Here is a 16,615-nt window from a genome sequence, read left to right on the forward strand (position 1 = left end):
TGCTGCCGAGATAGCGGGCCGATTGACTGCTCCTCGAGTGCTCCCTAGAGTGGCGGCCGAGCAACCGCCCACGAACGAGAGAGCGTCGAAGATGACATTCCAGCCACCCCAGCACCCCGGCGATACGGGCAGCGAAGCCGTGCCCGCCGTCGTGCCCGCCGACCACCGCTTCCGCCCCGGTCTCGAGCGCATCGCCGCCTACCGCCCGGGCAAGCCCGCGCCGCTCGGCCCCGACGGTCGCAGCTTCAAGCTGTCGTCGAACGAGAACCCCTACCCGCCGCTCGCCTCGGTGACGCGAGGCCTTGCCGAGGCGCTGCCCGAGTCGCTCGCCCGCTACCCGAGCATCGCCGCCCCCGAGGTCACCGCCGCACTCGCCGCGCGCTTCGAGGTCGAGCCCGAGAACATCGTGCTCGGCGCCGGCTCCGTCGAGGTCGCGGGGCAGCTGATCCACGCCCTCACCGCCCCGGGCGACGAGGTGGTGTTCGCGTGGCGATCCTTCGAGGCCTACCCGATCCTCACCCGCGTCGCGGGGGCGGTGCCGGTCGAGGTGCCGCTCGACGCCGATGAGCGGCACGACCTGCCCGCGATGGCGGCGGCCGTCACCGAGCGCACGGGCGTGATCTTCGTCTGCAACCCCAACAACCCGACGGGCACCGTGGTGACGCGGGCCGAGCTCGAGTCGTTCATGGCGGCAGTCCCCGAGCGGGTGCTCGTGGTGATCGACGAGGCCTACGTGCACTTCGACCGCGACCCCGATTCGCCGAGCGGGATCGAGTTCTTCCGGCGCTACCCCAACGTGGTCGTGCTGCACACCTTCTCGAAGGCCTACGGCCTCGCGGGCCTGCGCATCGGCTACGCGATCGCGCGACCGGCCGTCGCCGACGCGCTGCGGAAGGTCGCACTGCCGTTCGGCGTCTCGCGACTGGCCCAGGAGGCGGCCGTGCTCTCGCTCGAGGCGGAGGCCGAGCTCGACGAGCGCATCGACGAACTGGTGCGCGAGCGCGCGCGACTGTTCGACGGGCTGCTGGCGGCCGGCCTCGCGCCGGTGCCCTCGCAGGCGAACTTCGTGTGGTTGCCGGCAGGCGAGGAGAGCGTGCGGATCGCCGAGGCGCTCGAGCGGCACGGCATCTCGGCGCGGTGCTTCGCCGGCGAGGGCGTGCGCGTGACCGTGGGGCTACCCGAGGAGAACGACGCTGTGCTCGCGGCCGCGGCCGAGCTGGTCGCCGCCGAAACCTTTGCGATGGCCGACTAGACAATATGTATAGCTAATCGTCGATATCGCTGCTGTAACCGTCCTATCTGACTAGAGAACAGTTGACAGCTTGTAGTCGCGATAGCGACTGGTTAGCATCACAGACAACAGCGACGGTGCTGTATTTTTTGCGCCGTGTTGTCATCTTCCATCCGGCGCACTCCCGCCCGGGTGCACCACCACCAGCTCCACTCGAGTGAGGAAAATCATGGCAATCACCCGAATCCGCCGCACCGCGTTCGCCGTCGCAGGCATCGCGACCGCGGCCCTCGCCCTGAGCGCTTGCTCCGGAACCGCCGGCAACGACGCCGACGGCGGCGAGAAGTTCACCGTGGGCATCAGCCAGTTCGTGCAGGCACCCCCGCTCGACGCCGCCGTCGAGGGATTCAAACAGGCCTTCGCCGACGCCGGCTACGTCGAGGGCGAGACCGTCGAGTTCGAGGAGCAGAACGCGAACGGCGAGGTCCCCACGGCGACCACCATCGCGCAGACCTTCGCGGGCGACAACCTCGACCTCGTGCTCGCCGTCGCCACGCCCTCGGCGCAGGCCGCCATGCAGAACATCGCCGACGTGCCCGTCGTCTTCACCGCCGTCACCGATCCCGTCGCGGCCGACATCGTCGAGTCGGACGAGGCGCCCGGCAGCAACGTCACCGGCACGAGCGACATGAACCCCGTCGCCGACCAGATCGCCCTCATCAAGGAGATCGACCCCGACGCGAAGAAGATCGGCACCGTCTACAGCTCGGGCGAGGTCAACTCCGAGGTGCAGGTGAAGCTCGCGCGCGAGGCCGCAGAGGCCGAGGGCATGGAGCTCATCGAGCAGACCGTCACCAACGCCGGTGAGCTCAAGCAGGCCACCGAGGCGCTCGGCGACGTCGACGCCATCTACACGCCGGGAGACAACCTCGTGATCTCCGGCCTCGGCTCGATCATCTCGGTCGCCGAGGAGCGCGGCATCCTCGTGGTCGGCGCCGACGCCGAGCACGTGTCGGGCGGCGCCGTCGCCACGCTCGGCATCGACTACACGAAGCTCGGCTACCAGACGGGCGAGATGGCGATCCGCATCCTCGCCGACGGCGAGGATCCCGCATCGATGCCCGTCGAGACGCAGTCGGAGTTCGAGCTGACCATCAACCCCGCCGCTGCCGAGCGACTCGGCTACGAGCTGCCCCAGGGGCTCGTCGACCGCGCCGCGAACGTCGTAGAGTGATCCTATGATCGGTGCGATTGAACTCGGACTCCTCTACGGAGTCATGGCGCTGGGCGTGTACCTCACGTTCCGCGTGCTGAACTTCCCCGACCTCACCGTCGACGGCAGCCTCACCACGGGCGCCGCGGTCGCCGCGGCGCTCATCACGGCGGGCCAGAACCCCGTCGTCGCGACGCTCGCGGGCACCGCGGCCGGCGTGATCGCTGGCGTCATCACGGGCCTGCTGCACACCAAGGGCAAGATCGACGGCCTGCTCGCGGGCATCCTCACGATGATCGCGCTGTGGTCGATCAACCTGCGCATCATGGGGAAGGCGAACACACCGCTCTTGCGCGAGGACACGCTGATGACCCCGCTGCGCGAGGTCGGCTGGATCGGCAAGACCTGGATCGCCGTCGCGATCTTCGCGGTGCTGGTGTTCGTGCTGAAGCTCGTGGTCGACTGGTTCCTCTCGACCGACCTGGGTCTCGCGATCCAGGCCACCGGCAACAACGAGCAGATGATCCGCAGCTTCGGCGTCAACACCGACGGCATGAAGATCCTCACCCTCGCCATCTCGAACGGCCTGGTCGCCCTCGCGGGCGCACTCGTAGCGCAGTATCAGGGCTTCGCAGACATCAGCATGGGCATCGGCGTGATCCTCATCGGTCTCGCCTCCGTGATCCTCGGCCAGGCCGTGCTCGGCCAGCGCAACATCTTCATGGCCAGCCTCGCGGTGCTCGTCGGCTCGATCCTCTACCGACTCATCATCTTCTTCGCCCTGTCCGTGGGCCTCAACCCGAACGACATGCGAGCGATCACCGCGATCCTCGTGGTGCTGGCGCTGCTCCTGCCGCGCTGGGGCTTCCTCAAGAAGGTGCCGTCGCTCAGGGATCGCGGTAACCGCAGACCGGGCGCGAAGCAACCGGATCCGGAGCCAGAACCCGTGGCTTCTGCGACGACCGGGGTCACCGTGCCCGAGGCGGGAAGGTAGAACGCCATGCTGAACATCAACCGCATCTCGAAGACCTTCTTCGCCGGCACGATCAACGAGCGAAAGGCGCTCGTCGACCTCAGCCTCACGCTCGACGAGGGCGACTTCGTGACCATCATCGGCTCGAACGGCGCGGGCAAGTCGACGCTGCTGAACACGGTCGCGGGCCGCTACACGGTCGACACCGGGTCGCTCACGGTCGACGGCAAGCCGGTGACGAAGCTCAAGGAGTACCAGCGGGCCCGCTACGTCGGCCGCGTGTTCCAGGATCCGATGGCGGGCACCGCGCCCGATCTGACGATCGAGCAGAACCTGTCGCTCGCGCTGCAGCGGGGCAAGGCCCGAGGTCTCGGCCTGGGAGTCACCAAGGCTCGCAAGGAGCGCTTCGTCGAAGAGCTGAAGTCGCTCGAACTCGGCCTCGAGAACCGGCTCACCGCCAAGGTCGGCCTGCTCTCGGGGGGCCAGCGTCAGGCGCTGTCGCTGCTCATGGCCGGCTTCACACAGCCCCGTATCCTGCTGCTCGACGAGCACACCGCCGCGCTCGATCCGCAGCGCGCGGCGCTCGTCACCGACCTCACCGAGCGCATCGTCGCCCAGGGCGGTCTCACCACCCTCATGGTGACGCACAACATGGAGCAGGCGCTCAAGCTCGGCAACCGCCTCATCATGATGCACGAGGGCCGCATCGTCTTCGAAGCCTCGGCTGACGAGAAGCGGCACCTCACCGTGCCGCTGCTGCTCGCCGAGTTCGCGAAGATCAAGGGCGCGAGCTTCGACGACCGGGCGCTGCTCGCCTAGTCTCCTCCCATCGGCGGCTCGGGGAGGGGCGGATCGGCATCGCGCCGATCCGCCCCTCATCGCTCTCAGCGCTGCCCGCGCACGACCGGCGGTTCTCCGCAGTCGTGCGCGATCCGCAGCTGTGCGCGATCCGCCGGGTTCCCCATGCCGCCGGGTTCTCCGCGCCGCCGTGGGGTCGCCCTGCCGTGCGGCCGCCCGGCGCCGCTTCCCGGCTCCCGCCTCTCGAATCGTGCCCTGAAAGGACCCCATGAACGACAGTCTCTTCGCCCCCCTCGCCGCCGAGGGGCTCACCACCCTCAAGCTGCAGTACGACTGGCGCACCGACGAGCACACTCTCTTCGCCGCCCGCGAGTGGGACGCCGATCGCGACTTCTCGCGGTACCGCAGCCGCTTCGCCGCCGAATCGCTGCTCACGCAGCGCGCGCGCTTCCTCAACAGCGAAGAGGTCTACGCGCTCTACGAGGCGCACGGGCTGCGCGGCTACCTCGACACCGTGCTCGACCTGCTGCGCCAGGGGCGGCACTTCGGCATCGAGGCCTACCTCCACGCCGGCAAGAACATCCGCTTCATGTGCAACCAGCACAGCCGCAAGCAGGGCGCCATGAACAAGCGGCAGGCCACGCTCGCGGGCGGCATCCGCCGTCACCCGCTCGAGGAGTCCGAACTCGACGTGATCGTCGACGGGCTCAATCTCGGGCGCGCGATGAGCTTCAAGAACATCGCCGCCGATCTCGACTTCGGCGGCTGCAAGACCACCGTGCAGATGGACGAGCTCGATCTCGCCGACCTCGAAGCCCTGGGCTTCCTCGCCTTCGCGATCGACCGCAGCCGCACGATGACCGGCCCCGACATGAACTTCCCGACGGCGATGTCCGACGTCATCAACGCGCACTTCTCGCCGCAGTTCACCAACGGGCCCAGCTCGCCGCTCGGCGAGAGCGGCCGCCCCACCGCGTACGGCACCTTCCTCGCCCTCAAGGAGGCGGTGCGGTTCACCGAGCCTGGCTCCGACGGCCGGCTCGACGGCAAGCGGGTCGTGGTCTCAGGCCTCGGCGCCGTCGGCCGGCACCTCGCAGAGCTGCTGCACGGAGACGGCGCCGCAGTGATCGTCGCCGACCTGAACGAGGCCCGCGTCGCCGAGTTCCTCGCAGCCCACCCCGGCAGCACGCGGGTGGGAGTCGACGAGGTGCTCGACCTCGAGGCCGACGTGCTCTGCCCCGCCGCGATCGGCGGCATCATCGACGAGACGGTGATCGGGCGCCTGCGCTACCGCTACGTCTGGGGGCCGGCGAACAACCAGCTCAGGGCGACCAACCAGCGGGAGGAGGAGCGCCTCTCGCGCCTGCTCGCGGAGCGGGGCATCGTGTTCCAGACCGAGTGGTGGCACAACACCGCAGGGGTGATGTGCGGCGCCGAGGAGTACCTCAACGGGGCCCACGCCTCGTACGACTCACTGCAGCAGCGGATCGAGAGCACCATCCCGCGCAAGACGCGGGAGAACCTCGCCGAGGCGGCTCGGCTCGGCCTCACCCCCACCGAGAACGCGTACCGGGTGTGCGCCGACATCATCTACGGATAGGGGGCTCCGGGCCCGGGGCGGATCCCGATCCTCACCGCCCGTAGGTCGGATCTCACCCGTGTTTCGGATGGAATTGCGCGATCCCGTCCGAAACACGGGTGAGATCCGAACTATCGGACGCGGGTGCATTCGGATCGTCAGCGTACGTGGGAGGGCGCCTCCGCGAGGCAACGGGTCGATCACGAAACCGTATGAGGTTTGCATGAATCGGGCCGTCGCGGTCTACGATGCTGGAATCGGTGTTTTCCCGCGCCGATTTCTCAGTTCGCCGGGGCGGCAGTCGCGGCGGGTAGACCTGCGAAGGATCGATAACACATGCGTCAGACCTCGTTCCGCCGTGCGCTCGCCGCCGTGAGCCTCACCGCCGCGGCAGCGCTCGCGCTCAGCGCCTGCTCCGGTTCCTCCGATTCGACGGGCGGCGGTGACGCCGCGGTCGAGAAGGTGACCATCGGCATCAGCCAGCTGCTGCAGCACCCCGCGCTCGATTCGGCGACCGAGGGCTTCAAGCAGGCCTTCATCGACGCCGGCTACGTCGAGGGCGAGACGGTCGAGTTCGACCTGCAGAACGCCAACGGCGAGCAGTCCACCGCCGTCTCGATCGCGCAGAGCTTCGCGTCCTCCGACGCCGATCTCGTGCTCGCGGTCGCCACGCCGGCCGCCCAGGCCGCCGCTCAGGCGATCACCGACAAGCCCGTGCTCTTCACGGCGGTCACCGACGCGGTGACCGCCGATCTCGTCGCCTCGAACGCGAAGCCGGGCGGCAACGTCACGGGTACCAGCGACGCGGTTCCCGACGACGCCCTGCAGGCCCAGTTCGAGCTCATCAAGCAGCTCGTGCCCGACGCCGCCAAGGTGGGCATCGTCTACGCCTCGGGCGAGGTGAACTCCGAGGTGCAGGTCGCCGCGGCGGAGAAGGTCGCCGCCGGCCTCGGCCTCGAGATCGTGACGAAGACCGTCACCACCTCGGGCGACATCCCCCAGGCCACCGAGTCGCTCGGCGACGTCGACGCCATCTACGTGCCCACCGACAACCTGGTGGTGGGCGGCATCTCGTCGCTCGTGCAGGTCGCCGAAGAGAAGCAGATCCCCGTGATCGGCGCCGAGTCCGGCACCGTCGAGGGCGGTGCGATCGCGACGCTCGGCATCGACTACACCGAGCTCGGCCGTCAGACGGGCGAGATGGCGCTCCGCATCCTCGAGAAGGGTGAGGATCCCGCCGACACCCCGGTCGAGTTCGCCACCGAGCTCGCCTACGTCGTGAACCCCGGCGCCGCCGAGCGCATGGGCGTCGAGATCCCGCAGGAGATCCTCGACCAGGCGACCACCGTCGGCTGATCCCCGCACGTTCGGCGACGGAGCCCGCCGCAGCCCGACCGGCTGCGGCGGGCTNGGCGGAGCGACAAAAAGACGTTCGAAAACCCGCGTCGGCGCGGCGCTGCGTAGGGGCGTGGCGTTCGGCAGGGGCGACGCTCAGTCGGGGGAGTGCGGCGGCCTGCCGGGCGGTGCTTCGGTGCTCCCCGCGTGCGCTCCCGCCTTTGTCGGAGGCGCCCTCTACAGTGGGCACATGGCAGCAGAATCTTTCGGTCAGGAAGCGGCGTGGCAAGCAGTCGCCGACCAGGCTGAGGCGCGCGTCGACGGGTGGCTCTCCCTGCTGCGCTCCCGCGACGGCGATGAGCGGCCGGGGTTTCTGAGGGCGATGCGGCGCGACCCCGAGAGCTTCGAGTTCACGCGGCGGCTGCTCGAGCTGCTCGCGAGCACCGAAGACGTGTTCGTGTCGGCGGCCGGGCTGCGCGAGGTGGCCCAGGACGTGCCGCCCTCGCTGCCGGTGCGCGATCGCCTGGCCGTGCGTGCGGGCGGCGCCACCTCGCTGGGGCTGCCCTGGGCGGTGCTGCCGATGGCCCGAAAGCGGCTGCGCGACCGCGTCGCCGATCTCGTGCTCGCCGCCAAGCTGCCCGCTGCGGGGCCGACCGCGGGCCCCGGCAGGATGAGCCGTCTCACCGAGGCGCTGCGCAGGCTCGGAGAGGCCGGGGTGGCGCCCGTCGTCGTGCCGCTGGGCGAGGCGGTGCACGGCCCCGCGGGCGCCGAGGCCGAGGTCGCCCGACTGGCCGCGCTCTGCGCGGTGCCCGCCGTGAACCACCTCGTGATCGACCCCGCCCGCATCGCTCCGGGCGGCAGCGACTGGTCGGCCGAAGACGACGTCGCCCGTGTGGTGCGAGGCATCCGCCCCGTGCTCGACGCGGCGGCCGAGCACGGCACCACCGTGCACCTCGATCCCCGGAGCGTGCGGTGGGCGCGACTGCTGCCCGAGATCGTGGTGCGCGCGTTCGCCGATGCCGCGCTCGACCGCGTTCGGGTCGGGGTGCGGATCATGGCCGAGCTGCCCGAGTCGCGCGAGCACTATGATCGCATCAGTCGGTGGGCGCAGCAGCGCGCCGCCGACGGCGGAGCCGCAGTCGAGGCGGTGATCGGGGTGGCCGGCGTCGCGAGTTCCGAGCGCATCACCTCGATCGAGAGCGGCCTCGCGGTGCCGGTGCTCGAAGAGCGCGAGCAGGTCACGGCGCAGCTGCTGCGCCTCATCGAACTCGCTCTGCATCCCGGGCGCGCGGCCGTGCTGCGCCCGGTCATCGCGACAGAAGACCTCTTCGTGCTGAGCGGCACCGCAGCGCTCGCAGAGCACCTGGGTTCGCAGGGCCTCTTCGCGCTGCAGCTGCGCAGCGGCATTGCGCCGGGCCTCGCGCAGGTGCTCTCCGATGTGGGGGCCGAGGTGCGCGTCTCGCTGCCGGTCGTCGCACCCCGCGAGTTCGCGGGCGCCGTCGACACGCTCGTGGCGTTCGCCGCCGAGGCCGCCGATCCCGAATCCGTCATCGCCCGATTCGATGCTCTCGAGTCCGGCGGCGTCGACCCCGCTGTCGATTCGGGTTCCGACGGCGGGTCCGGTGGTGGTGCCGGTGGCGAGGCGGGTGCCGGTGCTGAGGCCGGTGATGGTGCCGAGGCCGATCCCGGCTCCGGCGGCGCGGACGATGCCGAAGGCGGGTCTCACGCCCCCGCCGCCGTTTCCGCAGACGGGATCGTCGGGGGCGAGGTGCTCGAGGCCGAACAGGCGGCATTCCGCGCCGCCGCCGCGCTCGCCGCCGAACCGGCACCCGCCTCCCACCGCACCCAGATGCGCGCCCGCGAGTGGGATCCGAGCGAGCGCGACAGCGCCCTGTTCTACCGCGCACCCGACGAGCCCGCGCGCTTCGACACCGGCGGCCTCACCGCGGCGGTGCTCGGTCTCACGCGCGGTTCGACGGGCGAGGTAAGGCTCGAGTCGCTCGCACCGCCGTGCCCGATTCCGGTGGTCTCGCAGTCCGGCTTCGCGGGTGAGCCCGCCACCGACGCCAGCCTCGCGGGCAACCGCGACTGGGTGCGCGCGCTGCTCGCGCGTGCGGCCGAAGACGCGGTGGCTCTGGCGGCAGCGCAGCCGGCAGCCGATGAGGCAGCCGATGCGCGTGATCCTGAGCGTTCCGCAGACCCCGCGCAGGCAGGGGCCGCCGAGCAGGCAGAGCAGATCGAGCAGGTCGAGCAGGTCATGAGGGCCGCGCGCGACGCCGGTCAACGGTGGAGCGGCCAGCCCGCCCGAACGAGGGCGTCGCGGCTGCGCCGGGCCGCGCTCGCGGTGGTCGCCGCGCGCGACCGCCTGCTGCAGACGCTCGCGGCCGACACGGGCGCCCCCGCGATGGAGCTCGACACCGAGGTCAACGACATCGTCGACGCGGGCCGCTACTACGGGCAGCTCGCAGAGGGGCTCGCGGCCGTCAGGGGCGCGACGTTCGTGTCTGAGGGGCTGGTGCTGGTCGTCGCCGACGAGAGCACCCCGCTCTCGGCGCAGGCCGAGTCGGTGCTCGCCGCGCTCGCGGCCGGCAGCGGGGTGCTGTGGGCGGTGCCCCGGCGCTTTCGACGCTCGGCCGAGGTGCTGCTCGAGGAGTGGGAGGTCGGCGGGGTGACACCCGGCGCGGTCGGCATCGAGGTGGTGCGCGACCCGAAGGGGCTCTTCGACCAGGTGTCGTGCGCCGACATCGATCGCGCGATAGTGCTCGGCGACCGCGCCGCGGCGCGCGAGATCGCCCGCCGCCGACCCGAGTTGCAGATCGAGGGCCGCTTCCACGCCCGCGGCGCGGTGCTCGTGGCGCCATCGGCAGACCTCGACCGAGCGATCGAAGACGTGGTCGCCTCAGCGTTCCTCGGAGCGGGGGCGCACCCGCGCGCCGCGCATGTCGCGATCCTGCTGGGCAGTGTGGCGCGGTCGCGCCGCTTCCGCGAGGGGCTCGCCGACGCGGTGCGCGCGCTGCGGGTGGGCGACACGGCTCGGCCGGGCCACGCCGACCCGCTCAGCTTCGACGTCGGCCCGCTGCCCGCACCCGCCGCGGGCGCCGCGCTGCGTGCGCTCACCGAGTTGGGGCGCGGCGAGGAGTGGCTCGTGCAGCCGCGCCGACTGGACGACGAGGGGCGGCTGTGGAGCCCCGGCGTGCGGTCGGGTGTGTCGGCTTCGTCATCCTTCTGGCGCGACGCGCTCGGCGTGCCCGTGCTCGGCATCGCGCACGCGCACACCCTCGACGAGGCGCTGCGTCTGCAGAACGCCGACGGCAGCGGAGCCGCGGCCGGCCTGCAGTCGAACGACGCCGACGAGATCCTCGACTGGCTCGCGGGCGTCGAAGCGGCGTCGCTGGCGGTCAACCGCCCGACCACCGCGGCCCGAATCGAACGCCACCCCGGAGGGGTCTGGAGCACAGCCGCCATGGGTCTGCCCGCGCTGAGCGGCGGCCCCAATCGTCTGCTGCCGCTCGGCGCCTGGCAGCTGCGCGAGGGCACGCGCAGCGACACCCTGCATCTGCGCGGGCTCGAACCCGAGGTGCGCCTGCTCATCGAGGCGGCGCAGTCGGTGCTGCACTACGAGGAGTTCGACGAGGTGCGGCGCGCGGCGCTCGCCGACGCGCTCGCGTGGCGCACGTCGTTCGGCGTGGAGCGCGACACGATCGGCCTCGGCATCGAGCGCAACGTGATCCGCTACCTGCCCGTCACCACGCAGCTGCGGCTCGCCGAGGGCGGCAGTATCGCGTGGCTGGTGCGGGTGATCGCCGCGGCCCTGCTGGTGCGCGCGCGGGTGTCAGTGTCGACCGGCGAGGTGCTGCCTCCCGCCGTCACGGCCTTCCTCGAGCGCCAGGGCATCGAGGTGTCGCTCGAGCGCGACGACGACTGGGTGGAGCGGCTCGCGGTCGCGGGCCCCGTGGGAGCCGACGGAGTGGTGGCCGAGCGTGTGCGGTTGATCGGCGGAGACGCGGTGCGGGCGGCCGAGTGGATGGGCGGCCTGGACCGTGCGGCGCTGTGGGCTCAGCCGGTCACGATGGCGGGGCCGGTCGAACTGCTCACGCTGCTGCGGGAGCAGGCGGTATCGGCACGGGCGCACCGGCACGGGCTCGCGATCGCGGTGCCCGGCCTCGACGAGGTGGTCGACGCCTGACCCCGGCCGGTCGTGCGTACCGTTTCCCGAGCCGGGCGGGAGATCGGGTGAGAGTCAGCCGATCCGCATCGGGGTGTGCGGGATCCCGTCCTCGAGGAACTCCTCACCGCACGGTGCGAAGCCGAACCTGCCGTACCAGTCGGCGAGATGCGACTGGGCGTGGATGAGGATCGCGCGCCCGGCGCACGCCTCGATCGCGGCCTGCAGCAGTGCGGCGGCGACGCCGCGACCGCGCCAGGCCGGCGCGGTGACGACGCGACCGATGCTCACGAGGTTCGCCTCGTGGGCGCTCTCGTCGAGGATGCGCACGGTCGCCGCGACCTCGCCGCCGTCGGTCTGCGCCCAGAGCTGCCTTGCGCCGGGCTCGAGGTCGCGGCCGTCGAGGTCGAGATACACGCAGTCCTGCTCCACCACGAAGACCTCCTGGCGCAGGCGGGCGATGCGGTAGAAGGTGCTGCTGGGGATGTCGTCGACCCGGTCGGCGGCGAGCAGGGTGAGTTCTTCGGGGAGCGCGGGCATGCTCCGATCCTGCCACGCCGCCTCGGCTGCCACCGATTTCCGTTCGCGGGAGCGAGGCGCTACAGTGGTTTCTTGGTCGTGTTCGCGCGACCGACGGCGGGTTACCCGAGCGGCCAAAGGGGGCTGACTGTAAATCAGCTGGCACTGCCTACGGGGGTTCGAATCCCTCACCCGCCACCGAATCGAATCCCCCGACTCACCTAGAAAACACTAGGGAGTCGGGGGATTTTTTCGTTTCAGGAATCGTCCCGTGACAACACTTTGACAACACCCTGAGACGCGATCGCCAAATCCAGACGCTCCGAAACCGCCTCAAGATCGTCATCGAACAGGTCCGCGTACACGTCCAAGGTCATCGCGGCCGAGGCGTGCCCGAGCATCCGTCTGGGTTGCGATCGAAGTCATGACGTTTGGTGCCGTCGCAAAAATGAGTTGGTATCTCAACGAACCCGAGTTGAGTAAATCTGCTGCGCAGAGCTTGGGCCTTCAAACCACAGGATTCAGCAGTGGATTACATACTTTCTCTGTTCTCCGGAACAAGTGTGCTCATCATTCGCAACTATGGAACCGCACTTTTGATGTTCTCGTAGCTGCGTTACCCAAGGAGAAGAAACGGGAACCCAAGCACAAATCGCCCGGTCCATACTCCACAATCATCGTGGCCAAGAGGTGGCTGAATGCGCTAATCGGGGATAATGACTGGGCGGACAGAGTGGATGCACTTCTAAGCACGAATACCGTCTACCAACAAGGAATTCTTAACCCTACGATGAAGTAGCAGATGCCGGAGATTCAGATTCCATGCTTGGTAGCCTCACTCCGTCGCATCTTGGGTATTCCCACCACTCTTTCCAAGGAATCATCACAGGGCTGTCGCAGAACGGGCACGGCGGGGCGTTCGGGACGCTGCAGGGGGCTTTTCGTATTTCTGGGGTCTCGCATGATCTATATCTAGGCGTTATCGTCTGGGTTGTCGGCTTCTCGAAGGGCAGTTGTCGTCTCCCGCCGCCAAAGGGTGATCGCGCGAGAGGCCGGCCATTTCCCGGGGGAGAAGGGCAGGCGTCACCGTCATCACTCAGCGGTGGCGCCTGTACCGGGCGTACATCAGTAGGAGTTTCTGTCTACTGCGTCAGATGCGTCAGAACAGGGTCTCCGGCACGTCGATCGGACGGTCCGGCTCCATTGCCCTCGCGAGTTCTTCTGATGCGAGCTGCGCCTCCGCCACGAGCTCAGGATCGCCCGCGCGCTCGGGGTCGAGCCATTCGGAGGCGAAGTCTGCGGGGATGGGGAGCGGCATGCGCGATTCGGTGCCGCCGCTGCTCTTCGACTTCACTGCCGAGGCCTTGCCGATCCCTCGTCGGGTGACCATGGCGTAGGTCAGGCGGGTCTCGCCGGTCTCGTCGTCCGTGACGGTCGAGGTGACGGCAGCTAGCCAAAACGGCGAACCATCGGTGAGGGACCACCTGGGCTTGCCCTCGTCGTACCAGCTCGCCGGCAGCAGGGCGCGGTGCTGGAAGGCGTGGCTCCATCGCTTCACGAGCGAGTCGTCTCTCGCGTTGAAGCTATTGCGGCCGCGGGGACCACTGCCATCGGCCCAAAGCGACCACCATCCAAGCTCGAGGCGGTCTCCAATGAGGACCGGGTTCAGGTTCTTCGCATTGCGCCCGGTGATCTTTGCGTGCCCGTCGTATTGGTCGATCCAGTCGTTGAGCAGCGCGAGCGAGCCGGGCTCGCTGATTGGCTCATCCTCGCCCGGCAGAGGGATCGGGGTGCCGTCGCCGCTGAGGCCGTATGAAGCGCACATGCGCTCAGGCTACGCCGACGTGCTGGGGCTGCGGTAGCCCCTAGTCGCCGTCGTGGTTCTCGACGTAGCGGCGGCGCTTCTTCGGCTGTGTGGTCGCTTTGAGGAAGAGACGCACCAAGCCCCGTTTCTTCTCGAGGTAGGCGTGCCGTTCGATCTCGCCGGCCGCATACTGCTCCTCGAGCTCCGCGATTACGGTTTCCGCGTGCGCGGCGTCGTAACGTGATGCGCTCACGTGGAGACCACCGTCGTCACGAATCGCCATCGCTACTCCACATCTCCTCAAGCTCCGTGATCAGGCTATCGAGCTGACTTGGGTCCGCCCCCATACTGATCTCCATCAGAACGGCTTGGGTTTCATCGGCCGGTAATTGCGTCCGTTCGGAGGCCCAACGTTCTTCCGCGAGATCTCATCCACCGGCCCGGTGTCCCACTTCACCGAGCGGTCGGCCTCTTCGAGAGTGACATGGATCCCGGTCATGCGCCGCTTCGACGGATCAGCAGCCCACGCCATGACGAGGAAGCGCGTTTCGTTCGCCGTGTCGGTGACTCTGTGCACGACGGCCGCGGGATGGTCTTTGTCGTAGCGCATGATCAGCCACGTGTCGGCGTCGAGTCGGATCGGGGCCGGGTTCGGCATCACGCCTCCATTCGAAACTATGTTCGAACAGAGTACGCCCGACCCCCTGACATTTCTATTCTGTCGCCCACGCCGAAATGCTGTACCCATGAACGATCAAGAGCATCCCCGCCAGCACCGCCCGTCCAAGGAAGAGGTTCTCGACCACGTGTCGATCATTCTCGGAGAAGCCGTTCAGCGTCTTCTCGAGAGCGACCCTCACGAGGCGGCGATTCGCGCTTACGTCCCCGGTGGGCTCTCGATCAAGGAAATCGAAGAGAAGATCCGCGGCATCCAAGCGGCTCACGCGCGCGAGCAAGACTGAAGGAAACCATGAGGCGCCGTGACAACGACGTGACAACACTTTTCCGAAACTGACCTAGATTCACTACTCGCCAGCAAATCGAAACGCCTTGTAAAAACAACGATGTTTGGCTGGTCCACGGTGGCGCTTGGCAGTCGGTAGGTTTCGAATCCCTCACCCGCCACCGAATCGGATCCCCCGACTGCCTGGAAGACACCAGGGAGTCGGGGGATCGTTCCGTTTCAGGAGTCGCCGCCCCGCGCGCTTCTCCGACGCTTCGCGGTGCGAGCGCCCAGTCACGGGGCTTCGAACCGCGTCTACTTGCCGGATTTCGAGAATCCGGCGCTCACCGCGATCCCGATCGAGATCCCGAACACCATCCACAACGCGAGCTGGTCGGTCAGCGATCCGATGACCACCCCGGCGAGCATGCCGAACACCATGCCGTAGACCAGCCAGTTGCTCGACCGCTGCTTCTCTTCTTCGGGCTCGTTCTCGTCCATGCCTTCGACCTTACGGAGAGAACGGCGGCCTCGCATCCGTCGGCGGGGGGATCCGCTCGGGTTGGTTCTGCCGTGGGACGGCCGGACCCCGCCGACGCGCGCCGCGGGCACCCCTGGCCGGCGGCCTCGCTTCTGCTGCATAATGGGCGGCATGGGCGCTCACCGCGGAAGACACCTCACGAAGACGCTGCTCGGCGCAGCCCTGATCTTCGTCGGTACCGCGCATCTCACGTTCGCCCGGAAAGAGTTCCAAGCGCAGGTCCCCGAGTTCGTGCCACTTGAACCGGACACCACCGTCGTCGCGTCCGGCGTCGCAGAGATCACGCTGGGTACCGCGCTCACCGTTTCCCAGGGCAGGCGCGCGCGCCTGGTGGGGGCGATAGCGGCCGCGTTCTTCGTGCTGGTGTTCCCCGGCAACGTCTCCCAGTACCTCCACCGGCGCAACGCGTTCGGACTCGACACCGAGAACAAGCGGTTCGCGCGACTGCTCTTCCAGCCCGTCCTGGTCGCCCTCGCATGGTGGTCGACGCGAGACTGATTCGCGCGGACTGCGGCAGGTGCTCGGTCGCGCACGCCTGTGGTTGACTGGTGGCCATGGCAGCAGGCTTCACCTTTCGAGTCGGGGCGCACGAGTAGCACGAGGTCGGTGTGAACGTGACCGGGATCCGAAACCGCGTCACGATCAGCGTCGACGGCACGCCCGTGATCGACAGCGGCGGCAACACGGGGATCCTGATGCCGAACGTGTTCGACCTCGAGGTCGGGGCACACGAGCAGCACATGGTCTCCGTGCGGTTCATCGCTCAGCAGCTCGTCGACGGCGGTGCGAAATACATCGACGTGTTCATCGACGGGCGCTACGCCTTCCGCCAGAACTGGTGACGTCGCCCCCGGCACGACAGAGGCCCGGTTTTCGAATACCTTTTAGTTCGAGCAGANCCGGTCGGGATCGATCCCGACCGGGCCTCTGTCGCGCCGGATCACGGCGCCGCGCGGCTATCAGTCGCGCAGGTCGTCCTTGATGTCGTTGCGGGTCTTGGTCGCGTCGCGCTCGGCCTCGGCCTTCTTGACGTCGGCCTCCGCCTTCTTCACGTCGGCCTCGGCCCTCACCTCGTCGAGCTTGTCCTTGGCCTTGTCGACGCCGTCCTCGACCGCGCGACTCACCTTCTTCGCCGCTGCCTCGGCGGTTTCCTTCGCATCCTCAAGAAATCCCATGACCGGTTCTCCTTTCCGCTGGAGCTCCAGACTCTCGAACGAAGCTGTGCGCGCGGTGTGCAAACGGGTGCGCGGAGCTGAGAGTCGACTCGTGATCCCGCGCCGAGGCGACCGCTGGTGCAGCGGCGAGCCGTTTAGGCGGGCGCGAAGCGGTTGCGCAGCTCTGCGGCGCGGCGGATGTCGCCTTCGATGGCGGTCTGCTGCTCGACGGCCAGTGATCCCGATTTCTTCGCCTCGTCGAGCTTCTCGAGCCCGGCCTGCACTTCGGCATCCAGGCCGTCGACGACGAGCTTCTGGATGCTCTCGGGGAGTCGCTCAAAATACGAGGTGTCCATATCC

The 16,615-nt window shown here is 68.8% G+C and carries 18 protein-coding genes and 1 tRNA gene; 12 read left to right on the forward strand and 7 right to left on the reverse strand.

Annotated elements, in window-relative coordinates; all coding sequences use genetic code 11:
• Window positions 1-91: 91 nt before the first annotated feature.
• The 7 genes from hisC to H490_RS25075 all read left to right on the forward strand — a co-directional run bounded on the left by hisC (window position 92) and on the right by H490_RS25075 (window position 11,315).
• Window positions 92-1,252 (forward strand): histidinol-phosphate transaminase, encoded by a 1,161-nt coding sequence (hisC, locus tag H490_RS25045; protein ID WP_152424249.1) that lies wholly within the window; start codon window positions 92-94, stop codon window positions 1,250-1,252.
• 208 nt (window positions 1,253-1,460) lie between these two features.
• On the forward strand, window positions 1,461-2,465 hold the full coding sequence (locus H490_RS25050; protein WP_017884227.1) for an ABC transporter substrate-binding protein: 1,005 nt from the start codon (window positions 1,461-1,463) through the stop codon (window positions 2,463-2,465).
• Between the two features lie 4 nt (window positions 2,466-2,469).
• Window positions 2,470-3,438: an ABC transporter permease gene (locus tag H490_RS25055; RefSeq protein ID WP_017884228.1), complete on the forward strand. Its 969-nt coding sequence runs from the start codon at window positions 2,470-2,472 to the stop codon at window positions 3,436-3,438.
• Window positions 3,439-3,444: 6 nt separating this feature from the next.
• Window positions 3,445-4,236, forward strand: a complete 792-nt coding sequence (locus H490_RS25060) for an ABC transporter ATP-binding protein (protein WP_017884229.1) — start codon at window positions 3,445-3,447, stop codon at window positions 4,234-4,236.
• Between the two features lie 247 nt (window positions 4,237-4,483).
• Window positions 4,484-5,815, forward strand: coding sequence for a Glu/Leu/Phe/Val dehydrogenase family protein (locus H490_RS25065; RefSeq protein ID WP_017884230.1), 1,332 nt, complete (start codon window positions 4,484-4,486; stop codon window positions 5,813-5,815).
• Between the two features lie 315 nt (window positions 5,816-6,130).
• Window positions 6,131-7,150: an ABC transporter substrate-binding protein gene (locus tag H490_RS25070; protein ID WP_017884231.1), complete on the forward strand. Its 1,020-nt coding sequence runs from the start codon at window positions 6,131-6,133 to the stop codon at window positions 7,148-7,150.
• Between the two features lie 229 nt (window positions 7,151-7,379).
• The gene (locus tag H490_RS25075; RefSeq protein ID WP_152424250.1) at window positions 7,380-11,315 is read left to right on the forward strand and encodes a proline dehydrogenase family protein; all 3,936 of its coding nucleotides are present in this window, start codon (window positions 7,380-7,382) and stop codon (window positions 11,313-11,315) included.
• A gap of 54 nt (window positions 11,316-11,369) precedes the next feature.
• Here the strand turns inward: H490_RS25075 and H490_RS25080 are convergent, their stop codons facing one another.
• Window positions 11,370-11,834 (reverse strand): GNAT family N-acetyltransferase, encoded by a 465-nt coding sequence (locus H490_RS25080; RefSeq protein WP_031290065.1) that lies wholly within the window; start codon window positions 11,832-11,834, stop codon window positions 11,370-11,372.
• Window positions 11,835-11,929: 95 nt separating this feature from the next.
• Here H490_RS25080 and H490_RS25085 point away from each other — a divergent pair.
• Window positions 11,930-12,011, forward strand: a tRNA-Tyr gene (locus H490_RS25085).
• A gap of 250 nt (window positions 12,012-12,261) precedes the next feature.
• Window positions 12,262-12,612 (forward strand): Abi family protein, encoded by a 351-nt coding sequence (locus H490_RS33075; protein ID WP_416371710.1) that lies wholly within the window; start codon window positions 12,262-12,264, stop codon window positions 12,610-12,612.
• 360 nt (window positions 12,613-12,972) lie between these two features.
• On the opposite strand, the gene H490_RS25090 is transcribed toward H490_RS33075, so the two are convergent.
• The 3 genes from H490_RS25090 to H490_RS25100 all read right to left on the reverse strand — a co-directional run bounded on the left by H490_RS25090 (window position 12,973) and on the right by H490_RS25100 (window position 14,275).
• Entirely contained in the window at window positions 12,973-13,638 is a 666-nt protein-coding gene (locus H490_RS25090) for an SOS response-associated peptidase family protein (protein WP_017884235.1), read from the reverse strand.
• Between the two features lie 40 nt (window positions 13,639-13,678).
• On the reverse strand, window positions 13,679-13,900 hold the full coding sequence (locus H490_RS25095) for a hypothetical protein (RefSeq protein WP_017884236.1): 222 nt from the start codon (window positions 13,898-13,900) through the stop codon (window positions 13,679-13,681).
• Between the two features lie 75 nt (window positions 13,901-13,975).
• The gene (locus H490_RS25100) at window positions 13,976-14,275 is read right to left on the reverse strand and encodes a hypothetical protein (RefSeq protein WP_017884238.1); all 300 of its coding nucleotides are present in this window, start codon (window positions 14,273-14,275) and stop codon (window positions 13,976-13,978) included.
• Between the two features lie 88 nt (window positions 14,276-14,363).
• On the opposite strand from H490_RS25100, the gene H490_RS32075 reads away from it, so the two are divergent.
• Window positions 14,364-14,579 (forward strand): hypothetical protein, encoded by a 216-nt coding sequence (locus H490_RS32075; protein WP_152424252.1) that lies wholly within the window; start codon window positions 14,364-14,366, stop codon window positions 14,577-14,579.
• Window positions 14,580-14,875: 296 nt separating this feature from the next.
• Here H490_RS32075 and H490_RS25105 read toward each other — a convergent pair whose 3' ends face one another.
• Window positions 14,876-15,061 carry a hypothetical protein gene (locus H490_RS25105; RefSeq protein WP_017884241.1) on the reverse strand — a complete coding sequence of 62 codons (186 nt, stop codon included), beginning with the start codon at window positions 15,059-15,061 and terminating at the stop codon, window positions 14,876-14,878.
• A 142-nt stretch (window positions 15,062-15,203) separates the two neighbouring features.
• On the opposite strand from H490_RS25105, the gene H490_RS25110 reads away from it, so the two are divergent.
• Together H490_RS25110 and H490_RS25115 are read left to right on the forward strand one after the other, a co-directional pair.
• A complete protein-coding gene (locus H490_RS25110; protein WP_017884242.1) occupies window positions 15,204-15,599 on the forward strand; it encodes a hypothetical protein in 396 nt (131 codons plus the stop codon).
• Between the two features lie 116 nt (window positions 15,600-15,715).
• On the forward strand, window positions 15,716-15,943 hold the full coding sequence (locus H490_RS25115) for a hypothetical protein (protein ID WP_128386018.1): 228 nt from the start codon (window positions 15,716-15,718) through the stop codon (window positions 15,941-15,943).
• 117 nt (window positions 15,944-16,060) lie between these two features.
• Here H490_RS25115 and H490_RS25120 read toward each other — a convergent pair whose 3' ends face one another.
• Together H490_RS25120 and H490_RS25125 are read right to left on the reverse strand one after the other, a co-directional pair.
• The gene (locus H490_RS25120; RefSeq protein WP_017884244.1) at window positions 16,061-16,276 is read right to left on the reverse strand and encodes a hypothetical protein; all 216 of its coding nucleotides are present in this window, start codon (window positions 16,274-16,276) and stop codon (window positions 16,061-16,063) included.
• A 134-nt stretch (window positions 16,277-16,410) separates the two neighbouring features.
• The gene (locus H490_RS25125; RefSeq protein ID WP_017884245.1) at window positions 16,411-16,611 is read right to left on the reverse strand and encodes a hypothetical protein; all 201 of its coding nucleotides are present in this window, start codon (window positions 16,609-16,611) and stop codon (window positions 16,411-16,413) included.
• Between the last annotated feature and the right edge of the window lie 4 nt (window positions 16,612-16,615).

The sequence above is a fragment of the Leucobacter sp. UCD-THU genome (genome assembly GCF_000349545.1).
GTDB lineage: Bacteria > Actinomycetota > Actinomycetes > Actinomycetales > Microbacteriaceae > Leucobacter > Leucobacter muris.